General features: G+C 66.9%; 28 protein-coding genes and 1 pseudogene. 17 read left to right on the top strand and 12 right to left on the bottom strand.

What is annotated here, in order from left to right; genetic code table 11:
• Positions 1–69 precede the first annotated feature (69 nt).
• On the bottom strand, positions 70–951 hold the full coding sequence (locus ACTHQX_RS14200; RefSeq protein WP_440157864.1) for a helix-turn-helix transcriptional regulator: 882 nt from the start codon (positions 949–951) through the stop codon (positions 70–72).
• A gap of 102 nt (positions 952–1,053) precedes the next feature.
• Here ACTHQX_RS14200 and ACTHQX_RS14205 point away from each other — a divergent pair, with 102 nt between their 5' ends.
• Positions 1,054–1,941, top strand: a complete 888-nt coding sequence (locus tag ACTHQX_RS14205; RefSeq protein ID WP_440157865.1) for an aldo/keto reductase — start codon at positions 1,054–1,056, stop codon at positions 1,939–1,941.
• Positions 1,942–1,962: 21 nt separating this feature from the next.
• Positions 1,963–2,984 (top strand): annotated as a pseudogene (locus ACTHQX_RS14210) (aldo/keto reductase).
• 50 nt (positions 2,985–3,034) lie between these two features.
• Here the strand turns inward: ACTHQX_RS14210 and ACTHQX_RS14215 are convergent.
• From ACTHQX_RS14215 to ACTHQX_RS14250, 8 genes are all read right to left on the bottom strand, one after another.
• Complete coding sequence (locus ACTHQX_RS14215; RefSeq protein ID WP_236805265.1) at positions 3,035–4,024, bottom strand: cyclase family protein; 990 nt, start codon at positions 4,022–4,024, stop codon at positions 3,035–3,037.
• Complete coding sequence (locus tag ACTHQX_RS14220) at positions 4,021–4,278, bottom strand: hypothetical protein (protein ID WP_440157866.1); 258 nt, start codon at positions 4,276–4,278, stop codon at positions 4,021–4,023. Before ACTHQX_RS14220 ends, ACTHQX_RS14215 begins: the two co-directional genes overlap by 4 nt.
• A gap of 12 nt (positions 4,279–4,290) precedes the next feature.
• On the bottom strand, positions 4,291–5,640 hold the full coding sequence (locus tag ACTHQX_RS14225) for a TRAP transporter large permease subunit (RefSeq protein WP_440157867.1): 1,350 nt from the start codon (positions 5,638–5,640) through the stop codon (positions 4,291–4,293).
• A 79-nt stretch (positions 5,641–5,719) separates the two neighbouring features.
• Positions 5,720–6,505 (bottom strand): DUF1932 domain-containing protein, encoded by a 786-nt coding sequence (locus ACTHQX_RS14230; protein WP_440157868.1) that lies wholly within the window; start codon positions 6,503–6,505, stop codon positions 5,720–5,722.
• Positions 6,506–6,536: 31 nt separating this feature from the next.
• Positions 6,537–7,163, bottom strand: coding sequence for an RraA family protein (locus ACTHQX_RS14235; RefSeq protein ID WP_236805261.1), 627 nt, complete (start codon positions 7,161–7,163; stop codon positions 6,537–6,539).
• Between the two features lie 70 nt (positions 7,164–7,233).
• Positions 7,234–8,235: a tripartite tricarboxylate transporter substrate binding protein gene (locus tag ACTHQX_RS14240; protein ID WP_236805260.1), complete on the bottom strand. Its 1,002-nt coding sequence runs from the start codon at positions 8,233–8,235 to the stop codon at positions 7,234–7,236.
• 56 nt (positions 8,236–8,291) lie between these two features.
• Positions 8,292–9,791: a tripartite tricarboxylate transporter permease gene (locus ACTHQX_RS14245; RefSeq protein WP_440157869.1), complete on the bottom strand. Its 1,500-nt coding sequence runs from the start codon at positions 9,789–9,791 to the stop codon at positions 8,292–8,294.
• Between the two features lie 2 nt (positions 9,792–9,793).
• Positions 9,794–10,297: a tripartite tricarboxylate transporter TctB family protein gene (locus ACTHQX_RS14250; RefSeq protein WP_440157870.1), complete on the bottom strand. Its 504-nt coding sequence runs from the start codon at positions 10,295–10,297 to the stop codon at positions 9,794–9,796.
• Between the two features lie 121 nt (positions 10,298–10,418).
• Between ACTHQX_RS14250 and ACTHQX_RS14255 the strand changes: the two genes are divergently transcribed.
• The 5 genes from ACTHQX_RS14255 (at position 10,419) to ACTHQX_RS14275 (ending at position 13,895) form a co-directional block, all read left to right on the top strand.
• Positions 10,419–11,216, top strand: coding sequence for an IclR family transcriptional regulator (locus ACTHQX_RS14255; RefSeq protein WP_236805257.1), 798 nt, complete (start codon positions 10,419–10,421; stop codon positions 11,214–11,216).
• A gap of 20 nt (positions 11,217–11,236) precedes the next feature.
• Positions 11,237–12,121: an aminoglycoside phosphotransferase family protein gene (locus ACTHQX_RS14260; RefSeq protein WP_440157871.1), complete on the top strand. Its 885-nt coding sequence runs from the start codon at positions 11,237–11,239 to the stop codon at positions 12,119–12,121.
• 77 nt (positions 12,122–12,198) lie between these two features.
• A complete protein-coding gene (locus tag ACTHQX_RS14265) occupies positions 12,199–12,456 on the top strand; it encodes a hypothetical protein (RefSeq protein WP_440157873.1) in 258 nt (85 codons plus the stop codon).
• A gap of 57 nt (positions 12,457–12,513) precedes the next feature.
• Positions 12,514–12,918, top strand: coding sequence for a VOC family protein (locus ACTHQX_RS14270; RefSeq protein ID WP_236805254.1), 405 nt, complete (start codon positions 12,514–12,516; stop codon positions 12,916–12,918).
• Positions 12,919–12,998: 80 nt separating this feature from the next.
• On the top strand, positions 12,999–13,895 hold the full coding sequence (locus ACTHQX_RS14275; protein WP_236805253.1) for a tetratricopeptide repeat protein: 897 nt from the start codon (positions 12,999–13,001) through the stop codon (positions 13,893–13,895).
• Positions 13,896–14,093: 198 nt separating this feature from the next.
• On the opposite strand, the gene ACTHQX_RS14280 is transcribed toward ACTHQX_RS14275, so the two are convergent.
• Positions 14,094–14,474 (bottom strand): alpha/beta fold hydrolase, encoded by a 381-nt coding sequence (locus ACTHQX_RS14280; protein WP_440157875.1) that lies wholly within the window; start codon positions 14,472–14,474, stop codon positions 14,094–14,096.
• Positions 14,475–14,568: 94 nt separating this feature from the next.
• Between ACTHQX_RS14280 and ACTHQX_RS14285 the strand changes: the two genes are divergently transcribed.
• Positions 14,569–15,354 carry an alpha/beta fold hydrolase gene (locus ACTHQX_RS14285; RefSeq protein ID WP_440157876.1) on the top strand — a complete coding sequence of 262 codons (786 nt, stop codon included), beginning with the start codon at positions 14,569–14,571 and terminating at the stop codon, positions 15,352–15,354.
• 65 nt (positions 15,355–15,419) lie between these two features.
• Here ACTHQX_RS14285 and ACTHQX_RS14290 read toward each other — a convergent pair whose 3' ends face one another.
• Together ACTHQX_RS14290 and ACTHQX_RS14295 are read right to left on the bottom strand one after the other, a co-directional pair.
• Positions 15,420–16,331 carry an NmrA family NAD(P)-binding protein gene (locus ACTHQX_RS14290; protein WP_440157877.1) on the bottom strand — a complete coding sequence of 304 codons (912 nt, stop codon included), beginning with the start codon at positions 16,329–16,331 and terminating at the stop codon, positions 15,420–15,422.
• A 26-nt stretch (positions 16,332–16,357) separates the two neighbouring features.
• Complete coding sequence (locus tag ACTHQX_RS14295; protein WP_440157878.1) at positions 16,358–17,002, bottom strand: VOC family protein; 645 nt, start codon at positions 17,000–17,002, stop codon at positions 16,358–16,360.
• Positions 17,003–17,119: 117 nt separating this feature from the next.
• Here ACTHQX_RS14295 and ACTHQX_RS14300 point away from each other — a divergent pair, with 117 nt between their 5' ends.
• The 9 genes from ACTHQX_RS14300 (at position 17,120) to ACTHQX_RS14340 (ending at position 26,939) form a co-directional block, all read left to right on the top strand.
• Positions 17,120–18,334 carry a virginiamycin B lyase family protein gene (locus ACTHQX_RS14300; RefSeq protein ID WP_440157879.1) on the top strand — a complete coding sequence of 405 codons (1,215 nt, stop codon included), beginning with the start codon at positions 17,120–17,122 and terminating at the stop codon, positions 18,332–18,334.
• Positions 18,335–18,376: 42 nt separating this feature from the next.
• Positions 18,377–19,378: a LacI family DNA-binding transcriptional regulator gene (locus tag ACTHQX_RS14305; RefSeq protein ID WP_236805247.1), complete on the top strand. Its 1,002-nt coding sequence runs from the start codon at positions 18,377–18,379 to the stop codon at positions 19,376–19,378.
• A gap of 247 nt (positions 19,379–19,625) precedes the next feature.
• Positions 19,626–20,927, top strand: coding sequence for an ABC transporter substrate-binding protein (locus tag ACTHQX_RS14310; RefSeq protein ID WP_440157880.1), 1,302 nt, complete (start codon positions 19,626–19,628; stop codon positions 20,925–20,927).
• A gap of 44 nt (positions 20,928–20,971) precedes the next feature.
• Positions 20,972–21,964 carry a carbohydrate ABC transporter permease gene (locus ACTHQX_RS14315; protein WP_440157881.1) on the top strand — a complete coding sequence of 331 codons (993 nt, stop codon included), beginning with the start codon at positions 20,972–20,974 and terminating at the stop codon, positions 21,962–21,964.
• Positions 21,965–21,966: 2 nt separating this feature from the next.
• A complete protein-coding gene (locus tag ACTHQX_RS14320; protein WP_440157882.1) occupies positions 21,967–22,863 on the top strand; it encodes a carbohydrate ABC transporter permease in 897 nt (298 codons plus the stop codon).
• A 64-nt stretch (positions 22,864–22,927) separates the two neighbouring features.
• The gene (gene arfA / locus ACTHQX_RS14325) at positions 22,928–24,466 is read left to right on the top strand and encodes an arabinosylfuranosidase ArfA (protein ID WP_440157883.1); all 1,539 of its coding nucleotides are present in this window, start codon (positions 22,928–22,930) and stop codon (positions 24,464–24,466) included.
• Positions 24,467–24,556: 90 nt separating this feature from the next.
• A complete protein-coding gene (locus ACTHQX_RS14330; protein WP_440157907.1) occupies positions 24,557–25,138 on the top strand; it encodes a sugar O-acetyltransferase in 582 nt (193 codons plus the stop codon).
• On the top strand, positions 25,135–25,680 hold the full coding sequence (locus tag ACTHQX_RS14335; RefSeq protein ID WP_440157884.1) for a TetR/AcrR family transcriptional regulator: 546 nt from the start codon (positions 25,135–25,137) through the stop codon (positions 25,678–25,680). The genes ACTHQX_RS14330 and ACTHQX_RS14335 overlap by 4 nt, the downstream gene beginning before the upstream one ends.
• Complete coding sequence (locus ACTHQX_RS14340; protein ID WP_440157885.1) at positions 25,677–26,939, top strand: MFS transporter; 1,263 nt, start codon at positions 25,677–25,679, stop codon at positions 26,937–26,939. The genes ACTHQX_RS14335 and ACTHQX_RS14340 overlap by 4 nt, the downstream gene beginning before the upstream one ends.
• Positions 26,940–26,984 lie beyond the last annotated feature (45 nt).

A 26,984-nucleotide genomic window follows, 5' to 3' on the forward strand; every position in this document is an offset into this window, starting at 1 on the left:
CCCCGACTACGATAGACGAATGTGACGTGGCTAACAAGTCGGCGGGGCGCCGGGCTGACGGACGGCCGGTTACTTCTTCTCCTCGACGGGGATTTCTGCCGTTGCCCGTTGGGTGGCGGCCCAGCTCGCAAGGACTTTCAGAGCATCCTCGGACGGGGTGCCGGGCTCGGCCGTGTAGACGTTGATCCGCAGGCAGGGGTCAGCGGGGAGCTCGAGCGCTTCGAAGCTCAGGTCCAGGTCCCCGACGATCGGGTGGTGGAGCCGTTTGCGGCCGGTGCGGTGGTACTTCACGTCGTGCCTGGCCCACCGCGTGCGGAACTCCTCGCTGCGGGTCGAGAGCTCGCCGATCAGATCCGTGAGGTCCTTGTCGTAGGGGTTTTTCCCCGCGGTGGAGCGTAGGACCGCGACGATGTCGTCCGCGGCGCGTTCCCAGTCGGCAAAGAACTCCCGCGCCTTCGGGTTCAGGAAGGTGAACCGTGCGCTGTTCGGCGGGGTGACCTGCTCGGCCATCAGGTCCAGGTACAGCGCCCTGCCGAGTTCGTTGGCGGCCAGGACATCCCCGCGGTCGTTGCGGACCCAGGCCGGCGCCGTCGTAATCGCATCAATGACCCGCTGCACGCTCGGCCGCACTGTCTGCGGGCTGCGCTTGCGCCGCACGCGGGGGGATGCCGTGGCCGCACGGGCGAGGTCGAAAAGGTGGGCTGTTTCGGCGTCGTCGAGCTTCAGCGCCCGGGCAAGTGACTCGATGACGCTGTCCGAGGCGCCGGAGAGGTTTCCGCGCTCCAGGCGGATGTAGTAATCGATGCTCATTCCGGCGAGCATGGCGACTTCCTCGCGGCGCAGCCCGGCCACGCGCCGGTTCCCGCCGTAGACCGGTAACCCGGCTTCCTCGGGCGTGATCCTGGCCCGCCGGGAGGTCAGGAATTTCCGCACGTCGTCGCTGTGTGTCATGGCATCAACGCTACGCGGGGGCTGGTGCCCGAGGGAGGCACTGGCATTACCCGGAACGACAGGAACTCCCGGCCCCTGGGAAATCACGGTTGTATTGAAGGCATGAAACCTGAACTCACACTCAACAACGGCATCACGATGCCCGCCCTCGGCTTGGGCGTTTTCCAAAGCCCGCCGGAGCAGACGACGGCGGCGGTCGAGGCCGCGCTGGCGGCCGGCTACCGGCACATCGACACCGCCGCCGCGTACGGCAACGAACGGGAAGTCGGCGAAGGCATCCGCCGTTCCGGCGTCGGCCGGGCGGACGTGTTCATCGAGACCAAGGTCTGGGTGAGCGACTACGGCTACGACGAGACCCTGCATGCCTGGGAGAAAGCAGTGGGCAAGCTCGGCGTCGACTACCTCGACCTGCTCATCCTGCACCAGCCGGCACCCGACCGGTTCGAGAAAACCATCGCCGCATACAAGGCGCTGGAGACCCTGCTCGCAGACGGGCGCGTCCGGGCGATCGGCGTCAGCAACTTCATGCCGCACCACCTGGAACAGCTGCTCGCCGCGACCCACATCGTCCCGGCGGTGAACCAGATCGAGCTGCACCCCTATTTCACCCAGGCGGATGTCCAGGCAGCAGACGCCGAAAACGGCATCCTCACCCAGGCCTGGTCACCTATCGGCGGCATCACCTTCTACCCTGGCTGGGGCGAGGACCGCCGGAACGTGATGGAGGACCCTGCGATCACCGCCATTGGGCAAACGCACGGCAAGAGCTCCGCCCAGATCATGCTGCGCTGGCACCTGCAGCAGGGCCGTTCAGCCATCCCGAAATCAACCAACCCGGCACGTATCGCGGAGAACTTCAACGTCTTCGACTTCGAGCTCGGCGCCGAGGAACTCGCATCGATCGACGCGCTCGACGCAGGCGTTCGCAACGGACCCGACCCGGACGAAGCCCGCGAGGAGCGCTTCGCCATGGTCATCCCCGAAGCCTGAAACAAGGAAAAAGGAGTCACTATGGAGTACCGCCCGCTTGGCCGCACCGGCGTTCAGGTCAGCCCCTTGTGCCTCGGCGCGATGATGTTAGGCCCCTGGGGCAACGACGACAGCGCCGACAACAACCGCATCATCCACCGCGCCCTCGACGCCGGCATCAACTTCATCGACACCGCCGACGTCTACTCGGGCGGGGCGTCGGAGGAGATCGTCGGGCAGGCGCTGGAGGGCCGGCGCGACGACGTCTTCCTCGCCACGAAGTTTTTCATGCCCATGAGCGAGGAACCGAACCAGCGCGGCGGATCCCGCCGCTGGATCATCCGCGAGGTGGAAAACTCTCTCCGCCGGCTGAACACGGACTACATGGACCTCTACCAGGTCCACCGGCCCAGCCCCGACACCGACGTGGAGGAAACCCTCGGCGCGCTCACCGACCTCGTCCGTCAAGGCAAGGTACGGTACATAGGCTCGTCGTCGTACTCCGGAGCGCAGATCGTGGAAGCCCAGTGGGCGTCCCGGGAACGCAACCTGGAGCGGTTCGTCACCGAGCAGCCGCCGTACTCGATCCTGGTCCGCGGCATCGAGGAGGACATCCTCCCCACCGTGCAGCGCCACGGCATGGGCACCCTCACCTACAGCCCGCTCGCGGCTGGCTGTCAGGACGGTGGCGGAAGGACGCAGCATCGGCACCCACCTCGAGTGCCCGCCCGGGCGCGCGCTTCGACATGACCAGCCCGGCCAACCAGCGCAAGCTCGACATCGTGGAAGAACTCGCCCAGCTCGCCGAACAGGCAGGGATGAGCCTCATCGAACTGGCGATCGCGTTCGTCATCAACCACCCCGGCGTCACTTCCGCCATCGTCGGACCCCGCACCATGGACCAGCTCGAGTCCTACCTCCCGGCCGCGGGCATCACCCTGTCCACCGACGTGCTGGACCGCATCGACGAGATCGTCGCACCCGGCGTGACGGTCAACCCGGACGACAACAGCTACGGCGCGCACGAACTCACCGCCCAGGCACGGCGACGGAAACAGCCGTGAGCGCATAGCCTGCACCGTCGCATCGAACATGGTGACGTAGCGAAGGCTAGTTACGTTACCGCTGTCGCGTTCGCCGGCGAACCTGTGGCACCGGTGATGTTGAGCGGTTTCACGGTAACCAGCGCGTCCCAGTTGCCGGTGGCCTTCATGTGCCGGCTGAGCGGGCCGAGCTGCCAGAGTTCCCCGAGCGGCAGACCGAGCTTGGCAAGCAACTGCTGGTGCATCATGCCGTGGTCGTTCGGGGCTGTCTCCCGGAACGGGCTGGAGGGGACCGGCGGCAGGCACTCGACGGCGAAGTTGTCCGCGGCGATGACCGCGAGCCGGTTGTCCCAGGCCCAGGCGACGAACTCGGCCGACTGTTCGATGCCGCTGGCCCGGCGGCTGTCCCGGAGGCTCTCCTTCTCCTCGGCGGGGAGCGCGAGGAACCACTCGCACCACCCCGTGTGCAGCATGAGGATATCGCCGGGCCGGAGGGCAACGGACTGGGCCTCGGCCGCGGCCTGAATCAGGCCAAGCCCAAGAGGCTGCCCGGCCGCGTGGTCGATCGGCGTGCCCTGGCCCCGGCTATATCCGCCGAGATCCACCAGCACGCCCCGGCCGACGATGGGCTGCTCGGCCCAGGCCTGGATTCCGAGGGCAGCGGTTCCCTCCCGGATCTCGTCGTCCGGGGTCCCGTTGTAGAAGCCGACGTCGTCCGCCCGGCGGTGCCGGAGCCCGTCGATCTGGCTGGAGCCCTGCAGGTAGTACCCGTCAAGGAAATCGTCGCGATGCGCCGGGTGTGCCGAGTAGATTGTGTGCCGCGGAGCCCTGCGTTTCAGGGACATGCCGGGGTCGAACGCGTCGGCGGGGTAGTCGAGGCCAAAGGCCGTGCCGGTCCGGACGCAGCCCGCGGCTTCCCGGACGGAATCGGGCCGGATGAAGGACGGGGTGCCGCGCTCGGCGTCGGAAAACAGCCCCCACGAGGTGCCCGAGAGGTGCCCTTCCCGTTCCAGCAAAGCCTTGTACTGGGGATAGGTGGTGCCGGATTCCGTGGCAGTCATGGGGTGCGGGCTTCCTGCTGCGGGCTGTTCTGTTTTGCGGGTTTCTTGTAGCTGAGCAGGAACCCGGCGATGGCACAGACGGAGGCGGCGATGCACGCCGGGCCCTTAACGGCCTCGTTGAGGACTGCCAGCCAGTCGCCGTGCCCGGTGATCAGGGCGAGGGCCTGCCCGGCCACGAAAACTGTTCCGGCGATGAGGAGTAGCGCCAGGCTGATCACGAAGACGGCGTTGATGATGTGTTGTAGCTTCAGCATTTCCACGCTTCCCTAGATTGGCAGGACACCGATCGGCAGGACGCCGACGGCGATCAGCACGCCGATGGCCAGCAGCGGCAGGGCGTAGAGGACGAACAGGCGGGCAAAGGTCTTGTAAGGGTCTACGTCGGCAATGCCGCACGCGACATAAAGGGGAGCGCCGCCGGGCGGCACGGCCGCCTCGCAGGAGGAGAAGACCAGCACGGCGACTGCCGCCGTGGTGGCCGGAACGCCGGCGGCCACCAGCGTGGCCACACCCACCGTTCCGACGGCGGCCATGGTCGCCGTCGCGGACAGGGGAGCGGCCACGGCGATGACGATCAGTCCGATCAGGATGGCCAGCAGCCACAGCGGCAGGTTGAACTGGTTCAGCAGCGCCGTCATCTGCTTGGGCAGCCCGGTGGCGGCCAGGGCGTTGGCGCCGGCGAAGGCGAACACCACGGTAACGCCGACGACGCCGAAACGTGGCGCGGACTGCTGCAGGAAGTCCCAGTACGCTTTCCTGCTGCGTGGCAGCCGCTTCCTGCCCAGGATGATGCCCGTGAGGATCAGGACTACCGGGATCCAGACGATGACGCTGACGGTCTTGGCCACGTCCGAGCCCGTCCAGTCCGAGAGGGCATTGGCGATTGCGCCGGAGGTGAGGATCAGCGGGACGGCCACCACCACGAACAGGATCATGGTGGCCCAGCCCTGGGCGAAGGCCCGGCGGACAGGTGTCCGGTGCGCCCCGTCGAGCGGTGCCATGTCGCTCTTGCGGATCAGCACGTAGGTGACGATCAGGCGGTGCAGGAAGCACCAGAGCCCGCCGAGCAGAAGGGGAAGGATGAGGTCGTTGACCTTTAGCAGCGGCCCGACCGTGGAGGATCCGACGAGGACGAACATGGACGCGCTGAACGGGAACGTGATGCCCATGCCCGCGTTCCCTGCCACCAGCGTTGCCGCGGACGGTTTGTCGAGACGGGACTTCTCCATCCACGGGATGGTCACCGAGCCCACGGTGGCGGCGATCGCGGCCTGGTTGTGCACCACGCCGCCCAGGCCGGCCGACGCGACCGTGGAGACCCAGGCCGGACCGCCCTTGACCCCGCCGATCAGGGAGTTCAGCAGGTCGATGAGCCGGTCCAGCACGCCGGTCCGCTCGAGCAGGTAACCCATGAACACGAAGGCCATGGTGGCGTAGACGATTTCATCGGTGATGGCGTCGTGGAACGCGTCCCAGCCGACCTGGCCGGCGGCCCCGGTAAACGGAAGGACAACCAGGAACCCGAGGAGCATCGCTTCGCCCACACTGCGTTTGATGACAGTCGTCCAGAGCAGGATGACAGCCAGGTAGGCTCCCAGTGCCCAGATGCCGATCATCGGGCTGCTCCTTCGCGGTTTTCGGTTGCTTCCGGATTCATCGTTGACTCCCTGTTCATTGATTCTGCCTCATGCGCGTTCAGCGCAGGGCGGCCTCCGGTGCCGGTGCCGCAGCGATGCGTGTCAGCGCAGCAGCCGAAGCGGCAGTCATCTCTGCGGGGACGCCGAGATCGGCAAGGTAATTGGCGGTGTCCTGCATTTCCCGGGACCTGCGCACGGCGTGCTTGGACGTTCCCGCCAGGAACCTGTCGATGACGGCCTGGCCGTCGCCGGCGAGCTGGCGGGCGATCTGCTCCCGGATCCAGCCTTCAAGTCCGGCTGCCTGGCCGGCGGTGACCGCTTCCACCACCACCGATGCCAGGCCCTTCATCAGGACGCTGCGCAGCAGCTTGTGGGACATGGCCGCCCCCGGCCCGCCGTCGGCGATTTCGACCTCGACACCCAGCGGTACCAGCAGCTGCGCCACCGCGGCGGATCCGGGGCCGCTGACCATGAGCGGCGTTTTGGCGCCCAGGGCGGCGACGGGCCCAAGGATTGCGACGTCGGCAAAGCTCGCCTGGGTGGGCAGCTGGCCGAGCTCCTGCATCACGGCGGGGGACGACGACGTGAAGTCGGCATAGGTGCTGCCTGCCGCGAGTACCGGCAGGCACTCTGTGGCGACGCTGCGGGCAGCGGCCGCGCCGGTAAGCACCAGGACGATGTCCGCGCCCTCGCAGGCTTCGGCGGCGGTGGCGGCCCGGGACGTTCCCTGCGGGGTGGCGGTGGCAACGGGGTCAAACCCGGTGACCTGGTGGCCCGCTGCGGCAAGGGCTTCCGCGTAGGCCGCACCTGCTTCGCCCAGGCCGATGATGGTGCACTTAGTCATGGGATGTGTTTCCTTACTTACTGGGCGTTCATTACTTACCGCGGGCGGCGACGATCGACGCCCGGCGGTTGGTTTCGTCCGCGAAGACGGCTTCGGCGGCTTCCGCCACTGCCTCGGCCTGCTCCAGGGGGATGACCACGACGCCGTCGGAGTCACCGATGATGATGTCGCCGGGCAGGACGGGAACGCCGCCGAAGGCGACGGGGCCCCCGATGCGGTGCGGCCCGTTCTTGTACGGGCCTGCGGGGGTGACCGCCCGGGCGAAGACCGGCATGCCGATCTCGCCGAGGGCCTCGGCATCGCGTGCCGCGCCGTCAAGGGCGAAGCCTGCGATGCCGAGGTTGATGGCGCGCTCGCCGATCAGTTCGCCCAGGAGGGCGCGGGACTCGTCGCCGCCGCCGGAGACCACGATGACGTCCCCCGGCTTGGCCAGCCCCAGGGCCTGGTGGATGCCCTGGTTGTCCCCCGGGCGGGTCCAGACGGTGAAGGCGGGACCGGCGATTTTCGCCCCGGGCCAGATCGCCTGGATCGCGGAGTCGGCAACTCCCAGCCGGTCCATGGCGTCACCGATGTTGGCGGCGGGCAGCTTGGCCAGCCGGTCGACCAGTTCCTGGTCCGGGCGGGTGAAGGAGGTGTCCTGAAGGGCGGGGGTGGTCATGGCGGTGTCTTCCCTGGTGGCGTTGGTGGGCTGGAACGGGCGGTGCGTGTGGGCTAGTCCTTCTTCTGCACTAGTCCTTCTTTTGAACCATGGGCAGGACCTTCTTGAAGTCCGACTCCTGACCGGCCCAGAACGTCTCGTAGTCCTTGCCGGAGAGGTAGCTGGTCTGCAGGCCGAGGTCGTTCATCTTCTTGACGACCTCCGGATCCTCGATGGCCTTCTGCAGCGCGGCCTCGAGCTTCTTGGCGACGGCGTCCGGCAGGCCTGCGGGGGCGGAGTAACCGCGGGCGGTGCCGGCTTCAACCTCGTATCCGCTTTCCTTGAACGTGGGAACGTCCGGGAGCGACGGGGACCGCTCGGCGGTCATGATGCCCAGGACACGGGCCTTGTTCTGCTTGGTCAGGTCGGTGACGTCGCTGACGTTGGCCACGAGGATGTCGACGTGCTTGCCGAGGAATGCCGTGGTGGCCTGCGAGGCTCCTTCGGAGAAGTGGACCGGTGCGAACTCGGCGCCGGTGGTCTCCTGGATCTGCGCAAGCGCGAAGTGCTCGCCGGTCTGCAGCCCGGTGGTGCTGGCGGTCATGGACTTGGGCTTGGCCTTGGCCGCGTCCAGCAGTTCCTTCAGCGTCTTGTACGGGCTGTCCGGCTGGACGGCGATGACGGCCGGGTCAATGACCTGGCGGCCCAGCGGCTGGAAGCTGCTGCGCGTGTACTTTGCACCGCGGGCCGGGTCCAGCGGGGACACGACGACGGACGGGGACCCGGTGGCGCCGATGGTGTAGCCGTCGGGCTTGGCGCTGGTCAGCTGGGTGTAGCCGATCTGGCCGCCGGCGCCGGGCTTGTTGATGACCTCGACGTTGGTGCCGAGTTCCTTCTCCAGGACGGGCTGGACCAGACGGGCCGCGGTGTCCACGGCGCCGCCCGAGGAGAAGGCGACCACGAGGTCAATGGACTTGCCCTTCTTGGGGAAGTCGTCGCCGGCTGCGGAGGGTGCCCCGGCGTTGGCACCGCATCCGGTGAGGGCGAGCAGGGCGGCTGCAGCGATGGCTGCGGTTACTTTCTTGCGGGACATGTGTCTTCTCCTTCGAAGAGGTTGCTTTGTTGGTTTAGGGGGAGTGCGGGCTGGGTCTAGGTTTCGGGGTCGTCCATCAGGGCTTTGGGCTTACGGAGCTTCAGCAGCGGGCTGCAGATGATCAGGACACCGACTCCGATGAGCACGGCCGAGATGGGGCGGTTGAGGAAGATGCTGAAGTCACCCTGGGAGATTTCCAGTGATTCGCGCAGCGACCGCTCCATCAGCGGGCCCAGGACCAGGGTGAGGACCATGGGGGCCAGCGGAATCTCCAGGTGCCGAAGGGCCAGGCCCAGCAGGCCGAAGCCGATCATCACGAAGACGTCGAAGACGCTGAAGTTGATGGTGTACGCGCCGATGACCATGAACAGCAGGATCAGCGCGGTCAGGATCGGAGCCGGGACCCGCAAGATTGAGGTCCAGAGGCCCACCAGGGGGACGTTGAGCAGCACCAGCAGGAGGTTGCCGATGAAGAGGCTGGCGATGATGGCCCAGGCAATTTCGGAGTGCTCGATGAACAGCGTCGGTCCGGGAGTGAGGCCCTGCTGGAGGAAGGCACCCATGAGGACGGCGATGGTGGGGGAGGCGGGGATGCCGAGGGTGAACAGCGGGATGAGCGCGGCGTTGGCGTGCGCGTTGTTGGCCGTTTCCGGTCCGGCAACGCCTTCGACGGCGCCCTTGCCCAGTTCGTTGCGGTGCTTGGAGAACTTCTTCTCGGCGCCGTAGGAGAGCAGGGATGCGACCGATCCGGTCATGCCGGGGATCAGGCCGAGGCCGAAGCCGATGCCGGTTCCGCGGGCCATGGAAGGTGCGCTGCGGCGCCATTCGTTCCGGGTGGGCAGCAGCGAACGGAAACCGGGGGCGTGCACTACGGTCGACTCACCCTTGCGGTAGGAGAGGATCTCGGACAAGCCGAAGACGCCGACGATGACGGCCACGAAGCTCACTCCGTCAAGGAGCCGGTCCATGCCGAACGTGAAGCGGGGTGCGCCGGCAACAGGATCGATGCCGACCATGGAGATCAGCAGGCCCAGGGCTCCGGAGATCAGGGCCTTGACCATCGATTTGCCGGCCAGTGCCACCAGCAGCGAGATGCCGACAACCATCAGGGCGAAGAACTCCGGGGGACCGACGAGCAGGCCGAGTTCGCCCAGGGGCTTGGCGGCGGCGACGAGGCCGAGGGTGGCTATGGTGCCGCCGACGAAGGAGCCGATGGCGGCGATGGTCAGGGCCGCGCCGGCCTTGCCCATCTTTGTCATCGCGTGGCCGTCGATGGTGGTGATGGCCGATGCCGCCTCACCCGGGGTGTTCAGCAGCACGCTGGTGATGGTTCCCCCGTAGGCCGTGCCATAGAAGATGGCACAGAGCATGATGATCGAGCCGGTAGGGTCCATGTTCAGCGTGAGCGGGATGAGCAGGGCGACGCCGGCCACAGGGCCGATGCCCGGCAGCACGCCGATCACGGTGCCCAGCAGGCAGCCCAGGAACGCGAAGATGAGGTTCTGCCAGGTCAGGGCGGCCGCGAAGCCGTTCAGCAGTTCGTTGAGGGTGTCCATGTCTAGAGTCCGATCAGGTTCAGGACGGGAATAGATGAGACAGGCAGGGCCACGTTCAGTCCGTAGTTGAAGGCGTAGAAGGCGCCGACGCTTCCGGCCAGTGCGGTCAGGAGGGAGGACAGCCAGCTCCGCTTCCCCCGGATCTTCAGGTGGTACATCAGGAAGAGGAACATGCTCAGCTGGAAGCCGAGCAGGTCCAGGAGCGCTGCCAGCAGCAGAAGGCTGACGACGACGGCGAGCACCAGTCCGCCGTCGGCCCCTTCACCAGTGGTGCTGGGGCGCTTGAGCTCCTGAAGCAGCCACAGGACCGACATTGCGGCGAGCACCGCGCCCATGGCGAACGGGAACAGTCCGGGGCCGGGACCCAGTGAGGTCCAGAGACCGAGGCCCACCGAGGTGACTAGTACGTAGGCGCCCAGTGCCCCGAAGGCGGCGATCCCGGCCAGGACGCTGCGCGCAGGCCTGGCCCGGGTGGGGGACTGGGTCATGGTCGACTCCGTTGTCATCTAAATGCCTTCCAATTGCTTTCATAGAATGAAAGTGTCTTACGTCAGAAGAAATAGTGACACGGCCCACAGGTGCTGTCAAGCGAGGTGATGCGCATCGGAAGTTACATAGAATGAAAGAATGACGGTCACCAACACGCAGCCCGGCACCGCAGCTGACGACGGCGGCAAGCCCTCCAACATGCGCTCGCTGTCGCGGGCCATGGAGGTGTTCGCGGAACTCCAGCGGGCCGACCGGCCCCAGCGGCTCAGCGATCTGGCGCGGAACTGCGGCATGAGCCTGCCCACCACGCTGCGCATCCTGCGCGTGCTGCAGGATTTCGGCATGGTCAGCCAGACCGACAAGACATACCGGATCGGCCCGGCCGTGCTGCCGGCGGCGCGCAGCTATATCGAGAACGACCCCCTGGTGACCGCATCCCGTCCGGTGCTCCAGCAGGTGGCGGCACAGACTGGAATGACCGCGTCCCTCTACACCAGGCTGGGTTTCGAGCGCATTCTGGTGGTCCGCGTCGACGGTGATGCCCCGCTGCGGTACGACATGCCGCTGGGAAAGCGGCTACCCCTGACCGTCGGCGCTGCCGGAAAAATCCTGCTGGCCGGTGCGTCGGATGAGCATCTCCAGGAAGTGGTGAAGGGGGCGGTGGCAGGCGGGCACGAAGAGCCGAGCTTCAGCCTGGCCGAGCTCAAGGCCCGCCTGCCCGAACCGGGAACGGACTATGCCTACTCGGCCGATGAGCGCGCCACAGGAGTGCTCTCTGTGGCAATTGCGATCAACAGGTCCGGGCTGCCCAGTGAATCCGTCGCCCTGACCAGCCCGGTGGAAGCGGCCACCGAGGAGGGGCTCAGGGCTGGGGTGCCGGAACTTCGCCGCGCTGCGGCCCGGCTCGCTGAACTGCTGGAGGGCAGCGTCTACTAACGGACAGAAAGGCGGGTTTCATGGCGCGAATGCCGCCGGCCACCGTGGAGGTGGGTGCCGCCGTCGTCCATGCCCTCATCCGGGACCAGCGGCCGGACCTCGCAGACCGCTCCCTGGTGCGGGTGGCAAACGGCTGGGACAACGCGACCTTCCGGCTCGGTGACGATCTGGCAGTCCGGCTGCCCCGCCGGAACGAGGCAGTACCGCTGATCGTGCACGAGCAGCTGTGCCTTCCCGGCATCGCCCGCCGGTCCCCGGTGCCGGTTCCTGTGCCGGTCCATGCCGGCCGGCCGGCGCCGGACTTTCCCTGGCCGTGGAGCATTGTCCGCTGGGTGCCCGGCACTGCCGCCCTGGATCGCAGGCCGGCGGACCGCGCGCCGGCCGTTGATGGCCTGGCCGCCTTCCTCAAGGCGCTTCACGTGCCCGCCGCCGCAGGAGTTCCTGTGAATCCTCTCCGCGGGGTGCCGCTGCCGGACCGCGATGCCACGGTAATGGCACGGCTCGCAGACGGGAAGCGCTACCGGCAGGCCGCGGAGTTGGAAGCGCTATGGGCGCAGGCCTGCGCGGCTCCGGCGTGGGACGGCCCGGCGATGATGCTCCACGGGGACCTGCATCCGGCCAACATCCTGCTGGCGGCCGAAGGGTCGCTGGCCGGTGTGATCGACTTCGGCGATGTGGGGGCCGGGGATCCCGCCGTCGACCTTGCGGTGGGATGGTTGATGTTCGACGCCGGCACCCGCCAGCGCTTCATCCGTGCCTTTGGCTCCTCGGTGGACCGGGACACCTGGGCGCGGGCCCGCGGCTGGGCCCTCATCCTGTCCACCGCCATGCTCAGCAACTCCGACGACAACCCGCCGATGTTCTCCGTGGGGGAGTTCGGACTCCGGCAGGTCCTGGGGCGGTGAGCCGCCGTAGCCGGCCGCCTTATAACGAATTGATAAGTTTACTTACCACCCATTGTGGGCGACCCTACACTTGTTGCATGGAACCGCTGGTGTCGATCTTATTGGTGTTCGCGGTGGCGTTGCTGTGGCTCGCCGTTCCGGTGGTGCTGTTCTCAAGGATCAACCGGGATGCGCGGCGGGCCTGGCGGCAGCAGAGGAAGGCGCTGCGCATGAAGGAGCGCGAAAGCCATCGAAGCCACGTCCCAAAGCGGGCTGTCCTGGCGCGGAAGCGAGGGCTCAAGGCCGCCAGGCGTCGTTCTGAGTCGAAACCGCCGGCGCTCCCGTCCGCCAACTGAGCGGTCAGGCTCGAAAATAAACGTATCCGCTGCTCGGGCGGCGGTAGGGTGGGGCGCATGGAGATGCGCCTTGAAGTTGTGCAAGTGCCGGTTGCTGATGTGGACACGGCGAAGTCGTTCTACGTGGACAAGCTGGGCTTTGTCCTGGACCACGATGTGGAACACATCCCTGGCATGAGGGTGGTGCAGCTGACGCCCCCCGGATCCGCTGCCTCGATCGTCATCGGCACGGGGATGACCAGCATGCCGCCGGGGAGCCTGGAAGGGCTGCAGCTCGTCGTGCCCGACATCGGCGCCGTCCGCGCCGAACTGCTGGACCGCGGCGCCGGCATCAGCGAGGTCCAGGATATGGGCGGGGTGCAGTTTGCCTTCCTCAGCGACCCCGACGGCAACCGCTGGGTCATCCAGGGTGCAACGCCTCCGGAGGTCAAGAGCGCGCACCTGGATCCCGCCGCATCGTAGCTGCTTCGCGTGCGCTGCATACTGTACCCATGAGGGGACATGGATGGGCTGGGTTCGGGAAAAAACGAAAGCCACAGGAAGTGTGGTCCGACTGGCAGGCCGCGGATGAGGCAGGAGACCCGGGCAAAGCGGCGGCGCTTGCCGCCGAGCTGTTGCAGCTGACCCCGCAGTCGTATTTCAGCTGGTTCCAGGCAGGTCTCCTGTCCAAGGCCCGCCGCGATTGGCCCGAAAGTGCGGAGCGCAATGCCCGGGCGTTGGAACACTTCACGCCCCAGGACGCAGAGGCATTCTACGGTGCCAATCCCGCCGCCTGGAACCTGGGTATTGCAGCAACAGCGCTGGGTGACTGGGCCACCGCCAGACGTGCATGGGTGGCCTATGGACTGGACAGCTTCGGGGCCGAAACCGGCATTATCGATGTGGATTGCGGGCTGGCTCCACTCCGGCTCAATCCCGACCAGCCCAGCCTTCCCCACCAAGAGCCGCCTACCTCCGGCACTGCCGAGGTGGTCTGGTGCTGGCGCAGGAGTCCTGCCCATGCCGTCATTTCGAGCGTTCCCCTGCCCGAGTCCGGGCACAGGTTTAGGGATGTCATCCTTCATGACGGCGAACCCAAAGGATCCCGGCTGTTAGGCGATCAAGAAGTCTCCGTCTTCGACGAGCTAGAACGGCTGGATGAGTCCGGGCTTCCCACATGGCAAGCGCAGGTCAGCGGAGCGGGCTCCGACGATCTCGAAGCACTATCTGACCTTCTCGGACCGCGCGGACTCGGCGTCGACGACTGGTCCGGGATCCGGTTGATGTGCTCCGGCTGTTCACACGGTGCACCGCGGGAGGGACATGACCATGCACCTGCAAACGCAGAGGCTACGCGGCTGGGACTTGCCGGCCACGAAAGTCTTCTTGGCGAGATGATGGCGGCGTGGCTGGACAGCAGGCCCGGCATCGAGATCCATAACCTCGAACTGCTCTGGTAACAAAGAACCTCACGCAGGCCGAATGGTATCGAGCAGCCGCTGCAGATGCTCCGGCTGTTCGGCGTTGGCGAAGCGGCCGCAACGCGGATCGACTCCAGCCGGACGTGCGGGACGAACGCGTGCATCGGACATGGCGAAGGTTGTGGCCGAAATCGCTGCAACGCTGGCAGCGCGCTCCGGCCATCTCGCGGCCAGATGTCAAGCCAGGAAGCCTCCCATCGAATGGCCCACCAGGTTCCAGCGCCGGTAGCTGAGTGAATCCAGTATCTCGACGACGGCACGCCCCATCGCTTCGACGCTAAGCTCTTCCACCCGGACGCCCTCCGTGGACTCACCCCAACCGGGCAGATCGATGAGCACGCGGTCAATGTCCGGCGCCGTGGACAGCAGCGGCTGGAACGTGGTCCAAGATCCCGCGGCGCCGTGTAAGTAGACGGTTGGTGTCCGTGCCGCCACGTGAACATATCCGGTGCCCCTCTGAACACGCACGGAGACAGGACCCAACTCTGTTAAAACAATGCACGCCTGTAGCGCGGTGGCTCCGGTGCGGGCGGTTGCCTGCTGAATACTGATGGTCATCTGCTGCTCCTGGGTCTCTGGAAGGTATTCGGAGCAGGGGGAGGACCGGACGGGAACCCTACCCACCCGAAACCACGCGGCGTTAGGATGCCGTGTGACTTTCACCCATGGATACGCGGCCAACGGCGACCTGCGCATGTACTACGAGGTCCACGGCCAACCAGCACAAGACACGAGCCCGCTACTCCTCATCCCCGGCGGAGGCTCCACCATCCAAACGAACTTCGCCAACCTCATCCCGCTCCTCGCCACCCAGCGGCAGGTGATCGCCGTCGACGAGGAGGGCCACGGCCGCACGGCCGCCACCGACCGCCCCCTCACGGCCGATAATTCTGCCGGGGACGTCCTGGCGGTCCTCGATCAGCTGCAGCTGGACGTGGTCGACGTGCTCGGTTTCAGCGCCGGTGGCCACACCGCCCTCGCTCTGGCCATGCAGAACCCAACCAGGGTGCGCCGCCTCATCACAGCCTCCACGTTCTTCAGCCGGGACGCCGTGCCCGATGAATTCTGGGAAGGCATGGAGTCAGCAACTCTCGACAACATGCCAGCCGCCTACCAGGACGCGGACCGCAGCCTCAATCCCGAGCCCGGGCACCTCGAGCGGCTGTTCGAGCTGGACCGGCAGCGCATCGTCGGCTTCCCCGGCTGGTCCGAGCAGGACCTCGCCAGGATCACCGCACCCACGCTCGTGGTCTGCGCCGACCAGGACGTAATGAGCCCGGAGCATGCCGTGCGGATGTCCCGTGCCATCCCGGATGCCCGACTGCTCATCGTGCCCGGGGGCCACGGCGACTACCTCGGCGAACTCGCCGCCAGCGACGGCGACCTGCAGGACATGCACGCGACCCTGCCGCACCTCCTGCGCTTCCTGGACGCTTAAGACGGGACGACGACGGCGGGAGCCTCCGCGCCGTCGTCCGTTCCGTTTGAGATTCGGCCAGCTGCCTACTTCCGGAGAGTGTGCCCGAGGCCGGTCAGGAACCTGGCCACGGCGTCCTCCGCTGTAGGAGGAGGGCCGAAGACCTCCTGCTGGCGGGTGGTGTCGGCGACGTACTTGCCGGTCTGGAACCAGTCGATCATGGCGCTCATGTCCCGGGTCAGGGGAACCGCAGGTCCGAGGACCTTGCCGGCAGCGCGCAGGAGGCCGGCCGGAATGGAGCGGACGCTGATCCGCTCGCCGAGGAGGCGACCGGAAATGTCCGCGATTTCGTGCATGGACACCGGGCGGTCCCAGCCGATATCGATCCGCGTCCCGGGCGCCACATCCGCGTCGACGGCGGCTGCGAGATAGTCGGCGAGATCGGACGTCAGAACGAAGGTCATCGGAACCTGGTCCGAGCCGAACCAGGTCAGCCGCCGCTTGACGAACGGGTCACCGCCGAACCGGGCGACCTGGTCCAGGAAGGCGCCCGGCCGGAGCGCGACGAACGGCACATGCTGGTCCTCCAACCGGTCCTCGGCCAGCCTCTTGTGCCAAAAGTGCGGCACGCCGGGCGTCTGGTCGCACGTGAGGATGCTGGTGAGCACGAACCTGCGGACACCGGCGCGGGCGGCGGCATCGGCCAGGTTGGCGTTGCCGGTGATGTCAATGTCGGCGGTGTCACCCTTGCTGTGCCGGGTGTATCCGGCCGCCGTGGTGATGACCGCGTCAGCCCCCTCCATGCCGCGGAGCAGGGATTCCGGGTCCAGCATGTCCCCGCGGACAACCTCCACGTCAGCTCTTTGCAGCCCGGCGGCGTCTGAACCGGGACGGACCAAAGCCCGTACCTTCTTGCCGTTGGCATGCAGGGCGGAGACCACCTTGCCGCCCAGCATGCCGGTGCCGCCCACGACCAGCACTGGACCTTCGTTGCTCATTGTGTCTCCTCACTGTTTGATGAACGTCAGTCCCGTCCTTGCCACGTGCAGATGTCCACCACGTTGCCCTCCGGGTCTATGAGGGACACCCACGCGGGCGCGAAGCGGTCGCCGAGGACGCGGCCGCCGGCGGCCACGATTGCGTCGATGCGGGCCTGCGCCTGGTCATGCGGAACCGAGACGTCCATGTGGATGCGGTTGCGCGGCGGGACGAACTTCTTGTCCTGGAACCATGCGGGCGGGCCGATGAGGTTGGGTTCGATCAGGTCCTCGTCCCCGACGGCGACGTAACCCAGCGCCGCCCGCCAGAACTCCATGACGGCCGGCCGGTCCTCGGCGTCGAACGCGAGTTGGACGTGCTGCACAGCCGACGGGTCCGGCTTCAGCCCAAACCGGGCGGCAATGCCGGAGATGCTGCGGGCAAGCTCGAGGTCGCGGTCGCTGAGCCCAACACCGGGCGTGACGACCTGGACTGTGACGGTGTCCGGCCGCAGGTCCACCAGCGGGGCGTGGCCGAGCGCTTCGGCTGCCTCCGCGATCGCGGCAACAAACTTCGCGCCGGTGGCGAAGTCGCCAGTTTCGTAGAGCGTTTTCGCGCCCCAGAAGAGCACGCGCCACTCCGCGACGCCCTCGGCGGATGAGAAGTCTGCATCGGAAATCTGCGTGGCCATGCCCCCACTATTGGGACTCCGGGGGCGGCGGTCAATGGGCCGGTCCCGGTAACTAGTAGGCTTCTTCCGGTTGGCCTTACGCCGACGCATCATTGGGAAATCTTGGGGGAAAATTTCATGAAGTACCGCTGGGCCACATTCACTACCGTTTTCGGCGCACTCCTGGGCCTGGCCGCCGCACCGGCCATGGCAGCGCCTGAGGAGGCAATCTCCGTCGGGGGCACCCCGGTGCGGGTAGCGATTGCCGCCGACGGCACGGCCTATCTCGGCAATTACGGCCAAGGCGGCGGTGTCTTCGTGGTTCCCGCCGGAGCCCCCAGGGCGTCCCGCACCATCAGTACGGGAGGCCACCCGGCCACCGGGCTCGCGCTCGGCCCGGACAGTACGCTCTACGTGGCCACATCGGACGACGCCGGCCAGAACATCGTCGGCGTTGTCCCGGCAGGAGCCACGGGCATGGCACGGACCATTCGGGTATCCGCAGGCCGCCACCCGCTCGCCGCCGGACCCGACGGAACGGTATACGTCGCCAACCCCGAGGGGAACACCGTCTCCGTCATCGCGCCGAACGGGACAGCCGTGGACCGGACTGTCAAAGTCGGGGCGGGTCCGGCAGAGGTAACGGTGACGAAGGACGGAACCGCGTTCGTGTCCAACCAGATCGCCGGCACGGTCTCCGTGATTCCGGCCGGGGCGGACACCGTCTCGAAAACCGTCGAATTCGTCTCAGACATTGGGACCTCACAGGCGCCGCACGGCATCGCCGCCGGCCCTGACGGGACCGTCTACGTGGCCGTCATCAAGTCCAGTGACATTGCCGTCATCAAGCCTGGCGCAAGCGACGTTGCCGATCGGATCTACGTCGAGGGCGGCCCGCAGGACGTGGCCATCGCACCGGACGGCACCCTGTACGTGACGAGCCTGCTGACCCAGAAGCTGTCCGTCATCCGTCCGGAGGCCTCGGACGTGTCGGGCTCCCTCCCCACCGAGGGCGGCCCCGCTCACCTCGCGGTGGCCCCCGACGGTTCGGTCATCGTGATCAGCCCGGGTTCCTCCCCCGGCGGGGGTGCGGTGTCCAGGTTCAGCGCGGCAGCCCTGGCAGCGGCGTCACACGATTCGACGGCGGCAACTCCGGCGGAGTCCGGGGCGCCGACCGCGGCAGCTCAGGCGAATGAAGCCGCGGCCCAACCATCCCCCGGCTCCTGGAATGCTCTCCCCGCAGTTGTTGCCGGCGGAGCGACGGCCGCCGTCGTCGCCGTCGTTGCTTTGATTCTGGTGAACGGCCGACGCCGGAAAGCCGGGCTGGCTGCCGGCGCCAGCCAAGCGGGGTAGCGGGCTGTAACATCGTTCACATCCGTAGTTGAAAGGGGAGCAGTGCGCGCAACCGTCAAGGACGTCGCGCGCCATGCCGGGGTTTCACCTAAGACTGTGTCGAACGTGATGAACGGCGTGGTGCCGGTCAGCGGATCCACCCGGCTCAAGGTGGAGCAGGCCATCCTCGAACTCGACTACGTGCCCAACCTCTCCGCCCGGGGCCTGCGCAACGGCAGGTCAGGCGTCATCGCCCTGGCGCTGCCGGACCTGGCCACCCCCTACTCCGCGGAGATCGCGCACCACGTGGTGGAGGTCGCCCACGAGCAGGGCTGGAGCATACAGATCGAGGAAACCGGCTCCGACCCCAGGCGCGAATACGAACTGATGTCCCGGGCGCGGTCCAACCTCATCGACGGCCTGATCCTCAACCCCGTGGTGCTCGATGAAAGCGCCGTCAAAGTGGGCGTCTCCCTGCCGCCGGTGGTCCTGCTGGGGGAGGTCTCCCAGCAGCTGGCTGACCGCGTGTGGGTGGACAGCGTTGCCGCCGCCCGCGACATGACCCTCGCGCTCGCCCGGACGGGCCGCCGCCGCATCGCCGTGCTGGGAACTGCAGAGGGCCGGCACTCGGCAGCGGCAGTTCTGCGGACCCGCGGCTACCAGGCCGCGCTGGATGAACTCGGCATTGATCCTGATGACTCGCTGCTGATCCCCTGCGAGAAGTGGACGCCCCAGACGGCTGCGGACGCGCTCGCCTCCTATCTGGACGCGCACCCGCTCCCCGACGCGCTGTTCTGCTTCACTGACTCCATGGCCATCGGCGCGCTCAGCGTGCTGTGGAAGCGCGGAATCAAGGTTCCGGAGGACGTCGCCGTGGCCGGCTTCGACGACATCGCCGATGGGCAATATGCCGTGCCATCGCTGACCACCGTTTCCTTCGACAAGCGACTGGTGGCCAGCGAGGCCCTGCGCCTCCTCACCGCGCGGATGGCGGACCGTGCCAGTGAGCAGCAGGTAGTCACCGTGGACTACAGGATTGTGGAACGGGAGAGCACCGCATCCTGAACCAGGATCCGGGCTAAGCGAGACCGCCCCATCACATTGTTGGCGCTAACAAATTTTCCTTGTGCCCTGTTTTACAACGATGTAATGTGAGGTCTGCATCACACGCCAGCCGCAACCGGTCACGGGGTACAGCGAACCGGAACGGCTGGCGCGGTGCCACAAGGATTACTTTCAGCGGACCCATCCAAAGGAGTGACGGGTGAAGCACTTTGATTTTTTCGCGAGGAATCAGTTGCCTGGCAGACAGGTGTCCCGGCGACAGCTACTGGCAGGAACCGCGGCCCTGGGCAGCGTCTTAGCCGCCGCCGGACTCACGGGCTGCGGCGGAACCGCCTCCGCGGCGGCTGTTCGGGACATTGCGTTTTGGCATCTGCTGTCCGGCGGCGACGGCATCAAGATGCAGGCCATGATCAGCGCGGCGAACGGGGCCAACCCCGGCTTCAAGGTCCATCCGACCGTCCTCGCGTGGGGGCCGCCGTATTACACCAAGCTGGCCATGGCATCGGCGGGCGGCAGGCCGCCGGAACTGGCCATCATGCACGCCAGCCGGGTTCCCGGGTACGCGCCGGGCGGGCTCATCGACCCGTGGGACATGTCCCTGCTGGCTGAACACGGCGTAACGGCCGAAAGCTTCGCCCCGAGGATCTGGGACAAGAGCCAGCACGACGGCCAGGTGTTCTCCATCGCACTGGATTCCCACCCCTTCGTCATGTTCTACAACACTGAGGTTGCCGGCAAGGCGGGAGTGCTCGCCGCCAACGGCCAGCTGCAGGAAGTTAGCTCCCCGCAGGACTTCCTCGCCATGGCCCGTGAGATGCAGAAGGTGACGCAGGCGCACGGCCTGTCCTTCGGTTATTTGGGCAGCGGTTCGCAGATGTGGCGCCTCTTCTACACGCTCTACAAGCAGCACGGGGCGGACATGGAACTCACGCCCGGCCAGCCGATGAAGGCCGACCGGGACGCCGCCGTCGAATCCCTGGAATTCATGGCCTCACTGTTCGATGACACCGTCGCCGCAAAGAGTGGGGACATCGGAACGGGGATCGCCGAATTCGCCCGCGGCGGTTCGGGGATGCTGTTCAGCGGCGTCTGGGAACTCCCCACCTTCAAGAAGGCCGAGCTGCCCGTCGACGCCGCCACCATTCCCACGCTCTACGGGACCCCGGCGTCGTACGCGGACTCGCATTCCTTCGTCCTGCCGCGGCAACTGAACGTCGACGACGGGAAGCGCCGCGACGTGTACAAGTTTGTGAGCGACATCCTCAAGGGGTCGCTGTCCTGGGCCGAAGCCGGCCACATCCCGGCCTACCAGCCCATTGTGCAGTCCCAGGCTTACAGGGACCTCACGCCCCAGATCCACTACGCCAATGCCGCGGACATCATCACCTACGACCCCGAGTCCTGGTTCAGCGGCTCTGGTTCGGACTGGCAGACCTACTTTGCGGAAAACGTGCAGAACGTACTCCTCGGCCGCGACAAGGCAGCCGACGGCTGGGACGCCTTTGTCCGGCGCACCAACACCCTTCTTTCCCGGCCCAACCCGGTCTGAGGCCACTGAGTATCTGAGGCCACTGAGCGACAAAGGAGTCCCCAATGAGTTCCTTAGCAACATCCGAAAGTGCTGAGCAGGCGCCGTCGCTGCCCGGCCAGTTCCGCAGCAACCCGTCCCGCAAAAGACCGTCCGGACCCGGCCGGTCCAACGCATCGCAGTCCAGTCCCCGCCGGACCCGGGACAACCTCAACGGCTGGGGCTTTGCCGCCCCGTTCCTGGCGTTCTTCTTGGTGTTCCTCGTCTGGCCGCTCCTGTACGGCCTGTACATGAGCCTGACCGGCAAATCCCTAACGGGAGCCAATGACAGCCTGATCGGCCTGGCCAACTATGCCGAAGCGCTGGCCGACGCCGACATGTGGCACTCGCTCGGCAACACGCTGTACTTCACGGTGATCAGCACGGTTCCGCTGGTACTCGTCGCCCTTGTTATGGCGGCACTGGTCAACGTCGGGCTGCCGGCCCAGTGGCTGTGGCGGCTCTCCTACTTCGCCCCGTACCTGCTCGCATCCACGGTGGTCTCCCTCTTCTTCTCCTGGATGTACAACCCGCAGCTGGGCCTGATCAATGACTCGCTGGCGAAGATCGGGCTTCCCAAGGTGGCCTGGCTGAACGACCCGAACGTAGCCATGTGGGCCATCGTCATCGCCACGCTGTGGTGGACGGTGGGCTTCAACTTCCTGCTCTACCTGGCCGCCATGCAGAACATCCCCGCCCAGCACTACGAGGCCGCGTCGCTGGACGGGGCCGGCGCCTGGCGGCAGTTCTTCTCCATCACCCTGCCGCAGCTGACTCCGACCACCGTGATGATCGTGCTCCTGCAAATCCTGGCCTCGCTGAAAATCTTCGATCAGGTCTACCAGATGACCGCCGGTGGCCCCGCGGGTTCCACCCGGCCCGTGGTGCAGTACATCTTCGAAACCGGGTTTACCGGCTACCGGCTGGGCTACTCCGCAGCCATCTCCTACATCTTCTTCGGGCTGATCGTGGCCGTCTCGGTCATGCAGTTCTTCATCACTCGCCGCAGGAGTGCATAACCATGGCAACCCAGACCCTCACCCGTCCCGCCCTTCGCGGCACATCCGCCACACAAGTCCGCCAGCCCCGCAAGAAGATGACCGCCGGCAGGGCCGCCGTCCTGGCGGTGGCCGCGATCCTCGCCGTCCTGTGGCTGATCCCCTTCGCCTGGGCTACGGTCACCGCTTTCAAGAGCGAAACGGATGCCGCAGCGCCGAAAGTAAGCTGGATCCCGCCGTCGGGCTTCACTGCCGATGCGTTCGTCAAGGTATTCCAGGACGGCAACATCCCGCTGTGGACGTGGAACTCCCTCTACACCTCCGCGGCCATCACCGTGATCACGCTGGCCATCTCCGCGCTGGTGGCCTATGCCCTGTCCCGGATCGACTTCCGCGGCAAGAAAGTGCTGATGACGGTGATCATCGCCTCCATCATCATCCCTCCGCCGGTGCTGATCATCCCGCTGTTCTACCAGATGGTGGCGCTGCACATGATTGACACGTCGTGGGCCATCATCCTGCCGCAGGTCATCCACCCCGCCATGGTGTTCGTGCTCAAGAAGTTCTTCGACCAGATCCCGCGTGAGCTTGAGGAGGCCGCTGTGATGGACGGTGCCAGCCGGATGCGGATCTTCACCCAGATCATCCTGCCGCTCTCACGCCCCATCCTGGCCGCCGTCGCGATCTTCGTGTTCATCAGCGCCTGGAACAACTTCCTCTGGCCCTTCATCTCCACCAACGACGGCTCCATCCTGACCCTGCCGGTGGGGCTGCAGACCATCAAGAGCGCCTACGGCATCCAGTACGCGCAGAACATGGCGTCCGCGCTGCTCGCGGCACTGCCGCTCATCCTCGTCTTCCTGTTCTTCCAGCGCCAGATCATCAAGGGCGTTGCGACGACGGGACTCGCCGGCACCTGATCCGGAACCTTCGCTTTTCACCTGATTTCTGACGATCCAGTTCCACCACCAAGGAGAACCCCACATGTCCCGCGCAAGGATCACCCTCGACCGCGACTTCACCATCGGGGAAGTACCCCGCCGCCTTTTCGGCTCCTTTGTTGAGCACATGGGCCGCTGCGTCTACACCGGCATCTACGAGCCCGGCCACCCGGAGGCCGACGAGAACGGCTTCCGGCAGGACGTGCTCAAGCTCGTCAAGGAGCTCGGCGCCACCGTCATCCGCTACCCCGGCGGCAACTTCGTCTCCGGCTACAACTGGGAGGACGGCATCGGGCCGCGGGAAAACCGCCCCCGCCGGCTCGACGGCGCCTGGCACACCTTGGAGACCAACGCCTTCGGCCTGCACGAGTTCGTGGACTGGTCCCGGCAGGCCGGCACGGAAATCATGGAAGCCATCAACCTCGGCACCAGGGGAGTGGACGCGGCCCGCGAGATCGTGGAGTACGCCAACCACCCCGGCGGCACCTACCTGTCCGACCTGCGCGCCAAGAATGGCCACAAGGACCCGTTCAACATCAAGCTGTGGTGCCTCGGCAACGAGATGGACGGGCCATGGCAGATCGGCCACAAGACGGCCGAGGAATACGGCCGGCTGGCCCAGGAGGCCGCCAAGGCGATGCGGTTCGTGGACCCGGACATCGAACTGGTGGCCTGCGGCAGCTCCAACTCCGGCATGCCGACCTTTGGCGCCTGGGAACAGACCGTGCTGACCCACGCCTACGAGGAAGTGGACTACGTCTCGCTGCACGCCTACTACCAGGAGCACGACGGCGACGTCGGCAGCTTCCTCGCCAGCGCCGTCGACACCGACTACTTCATCGAGTCGGTGGTCGCCACGGCCGACGCCGTCCGCGCCAAGGGCAAGCACAAGAAGAACATCAACCTGTCCTTCGACGAGTGGAACGTCTGGTACCAGCGCGGCCTCGACACCGAGGACCAGCCGCACAACGTGACCAAGGCGGGCTGGCGCGAGCACCCGCGGGTCATTGAGGACAAATACAACGTGACGGACGCCGTCGTGGTCGGCACCCTGCTCAACTCGCTGCTCCGCCACGGCGACAGGGTCAAGATCGCCAACCAGGCGCAGCTGGTCAACGTGATCGCGCCGATCTTCAGTGAGGAAAACGGCCCGGCCTGGCGGCAGACCATCTTCCACCCCTTTGCCCGGATGGCCGAACTGGCCAAGGGCCAGATCCTGCGCCTGTCCGTCGACTCGGACAAGTACGGGAACGCCCGGTTCGGCGACACCGACCTCGTGGACGTCAGTGCCACGTGGAACGAGGAAACGGGCCGGGTGGCGCTGTTCTTCGCCAACCGGGGCCTGGAGGAGGCGGCCGACGTCGAGGTGGCCCTGCGCGGCTTCGACGCCCGCAAGGTGCTCCGCGCCGAGGTGCTGGAAATCCCGGAGGGCGGGGACCGCTTCACGATCAACACCCAGGGCAGCCCGGACCGCGTGGGCCTGAAGCCGCTCGAAGGGGCCAAGGCAAGCGGCTCCGAACTCCGGCTGAGCCTGCCCGCGCTGTCCTGGGCCGTCGTCGAGCTGGACGTGGCGAAGAGCTGACCCCTTCCCGTCGAGGACCTTTCTCAAGGCGTTATGTACATCCGTACACAACCAGTGTACGTTTGTACATAACGCCTTTTGGAGGGATTTATTGTGGAGCAGTATTTTGCCGGCGACAGCAGGACGATGCAGGAACGGATGCTGGCCGGAGACCTGTACATCGCCGACGATCCGAACCTTGCCGCCGACAACGCCCGCGGCATGGAGCTCGCCGACCGCTACGGCAGGACGTGGGCCGGGGATCGCGAGGAGGCGAAGCGGATCCTTGCCGACCTCCTCGGCGCGGTCGGTGAGGGTACGGACATCCGGCCGCCGTTCTTCGTCGACTACGGCAAGTACATCCGGATCGGCGCCCGGACCTTCATCAACTTCAACTTCACGGCGCTGGACGTTGCCCCCATCACCATCGGCGACGACGTACAGATCGGCCCCAATGTCCAGCTGCTGACGCCCACCCATCCCGTGGAGCCCGGGCCGCGCCGGGACAAGCTTGAGGCGGCGCAGCCCATCACCATCGGGAACAACGTCTGGATCGGCGGAGGCGCGATCATCCTGCCCGGCGTGACCGTGGGCGAGAACTCGGTAATCGGCGCCGGGGCCGTGGTGACGAAGGACGTGCCGGCCAACGTCGTCGCCGTCGGCAACCCGGCCCGCGTCATCCGCAGCATATGAGCGTGCGCCGCCACGACCCCAACCGCCGGCAGCGGCTTATCGAGGTGGCCCTGGACGTCATCGCCGAACACGGCGTTGCCGCCACCACCCACCGGAAGGTCGCCCAGGCAGCGGATGTGCCCCTCGGTTCGCTGACCTACCATTTCAAGGGCCTCGACGATCTGTTCGCGGCCGCCTTCACGAAGCTCGCTGACGAAACCGCGGACGGGTTCGAGGCAGCCCTGGCTAACGCCGAGGGGCCGGACGCGGCGCGGGAAGCCGTGGTGGGCCTCATCGCGGGCGAGCTGCTCGGGGAACGCCGGAACATTCTGCTCACCTACGAGCTCTACGCCCTGGCCGCGCGCCGCCCGGACCTGCGCCGGGTGACCGATACCTGGATGGCCAGGAGCCGCGCCGCCCTGGAACGCCACTTTGATCCGGCCACGACGGTGATGCTGGACGCTCTGATAGAGGGCCTCTCCATCCACCGGGCGCTGGCCCTGGAACCCATGTCCGTTGAGACCGTTCGCGACGCCGTGAACAGAATAGTGATTCCGCAGTGAACAACCCTTCAACAACGGCGCCGTCCACCGCCGCGATCGCCGCCCCGGCCGGGCCAGGCAAGGCGCGTGCCGCCGTCGCCATCCTCTTCCTCACCAACGGCGCGCTCTTCGCCAACCTGCTGCCCCGGTACCCGGCCATCATGGCGGAGCTGGGTCTGAACAACGCCCAATTCGGGCTTGCTGTGGCGGCATTTCCGCTCGGCGCCCTTCTGGCCGGGCTCGCCGCCGGGGTGCTGATCCGCCGTTTTCGGTCCTCGCGGGTGGCGGTCGCGGGCACCATTCTGACCAGCCTGGGGATCCTCTGCGCGGGCATGGCACCGTCCTGGGCGATGCTCGCCGCCGCGCTGTTCTTCGCCGGAGCGATGGACGCCGTCACCGACGTGGCCCAGAACGCCCACGGGCTGCGTGTCCAGAGGTTGTACCAGCGCTCCATCATCAACTCGCTGCACGCGGTGTGGAGCATCGGAGCCGTGCTGGGCGGCCTGATGGGGGCCGCGGCGGCGGGCCTGGATCTTGCGCCCGGAATCCAACTCAGCATCTCGGCCGCACTGTTCGCGGCGTTGACGCTGTGCTGCTACCGCTTCCTCCTGCCCGGGCCGGAAACGGACGACGACGGCGAGTCCGCCGCCGCTGCGGCGGACGGGACAGCGGCACCTGGCCCGGAGCCGTCGTCGGCCGCCCGGGGAACAGTCGCCAAGTACGGCGTCCTGGCCGCACTGGTGCTCATCGCCACGGCTGTGGCTTTGGTGGAGGATGCCGGCAGTTCGTGGTCCGCCATCTACCTCAGCGACACCCTCGGCGCGGCCACCACACTCGCCGGGTTCGGCTTCGTGGCGCTGACCGGGGCGCAGTTCGTCGGCCGCCTGCTGGGCGACCGGCTCGTGGACCGCTTCGGCCAGCGGACGGTGGCGCGGGCCGGCGGACTGATTGCCGCCGTCGGCATGGGTACCGCCCTGGCCGTCCCCAGCATCCCCGGCACGATTCTCGGCTTCGCGGCAGCCGGCCTCGGCGTGGCAACGCTCGTTCCTGCGGCCATGCACGCCGCGGACGAACTACCCGGGCTGCGGCCCGGGACCGGCCTCACCATGGTCAGCTGGCTGATGCGCGTGGGCTTCCTGGTTTCGCCGCCGGTTGTCGGCGCCGTCGCGGATGCCGCCAGCCTGCGCGCCGGCCTCTTCGTGGTGCCGCTGGCCGGACTCCTGGTTCTGGCGCTGTCGGCGGTGCTGGCCAAGCGGCTGAAACCGGGTTTCACCCATTGAAATCGTCGGAGGCAGGGCAGGCCTGACCGGGGGACGCTTAATCAG

The organism is Arthrobacter sp. SAFR-023, from assembly GCF_051965295.1.
In the GTDB taxonomy this organism is placed as follows: Bacteria; Actinomycetota; Actinomycetes; order Actinomycetales; family Micrococcaceae; genus Arthrobacter.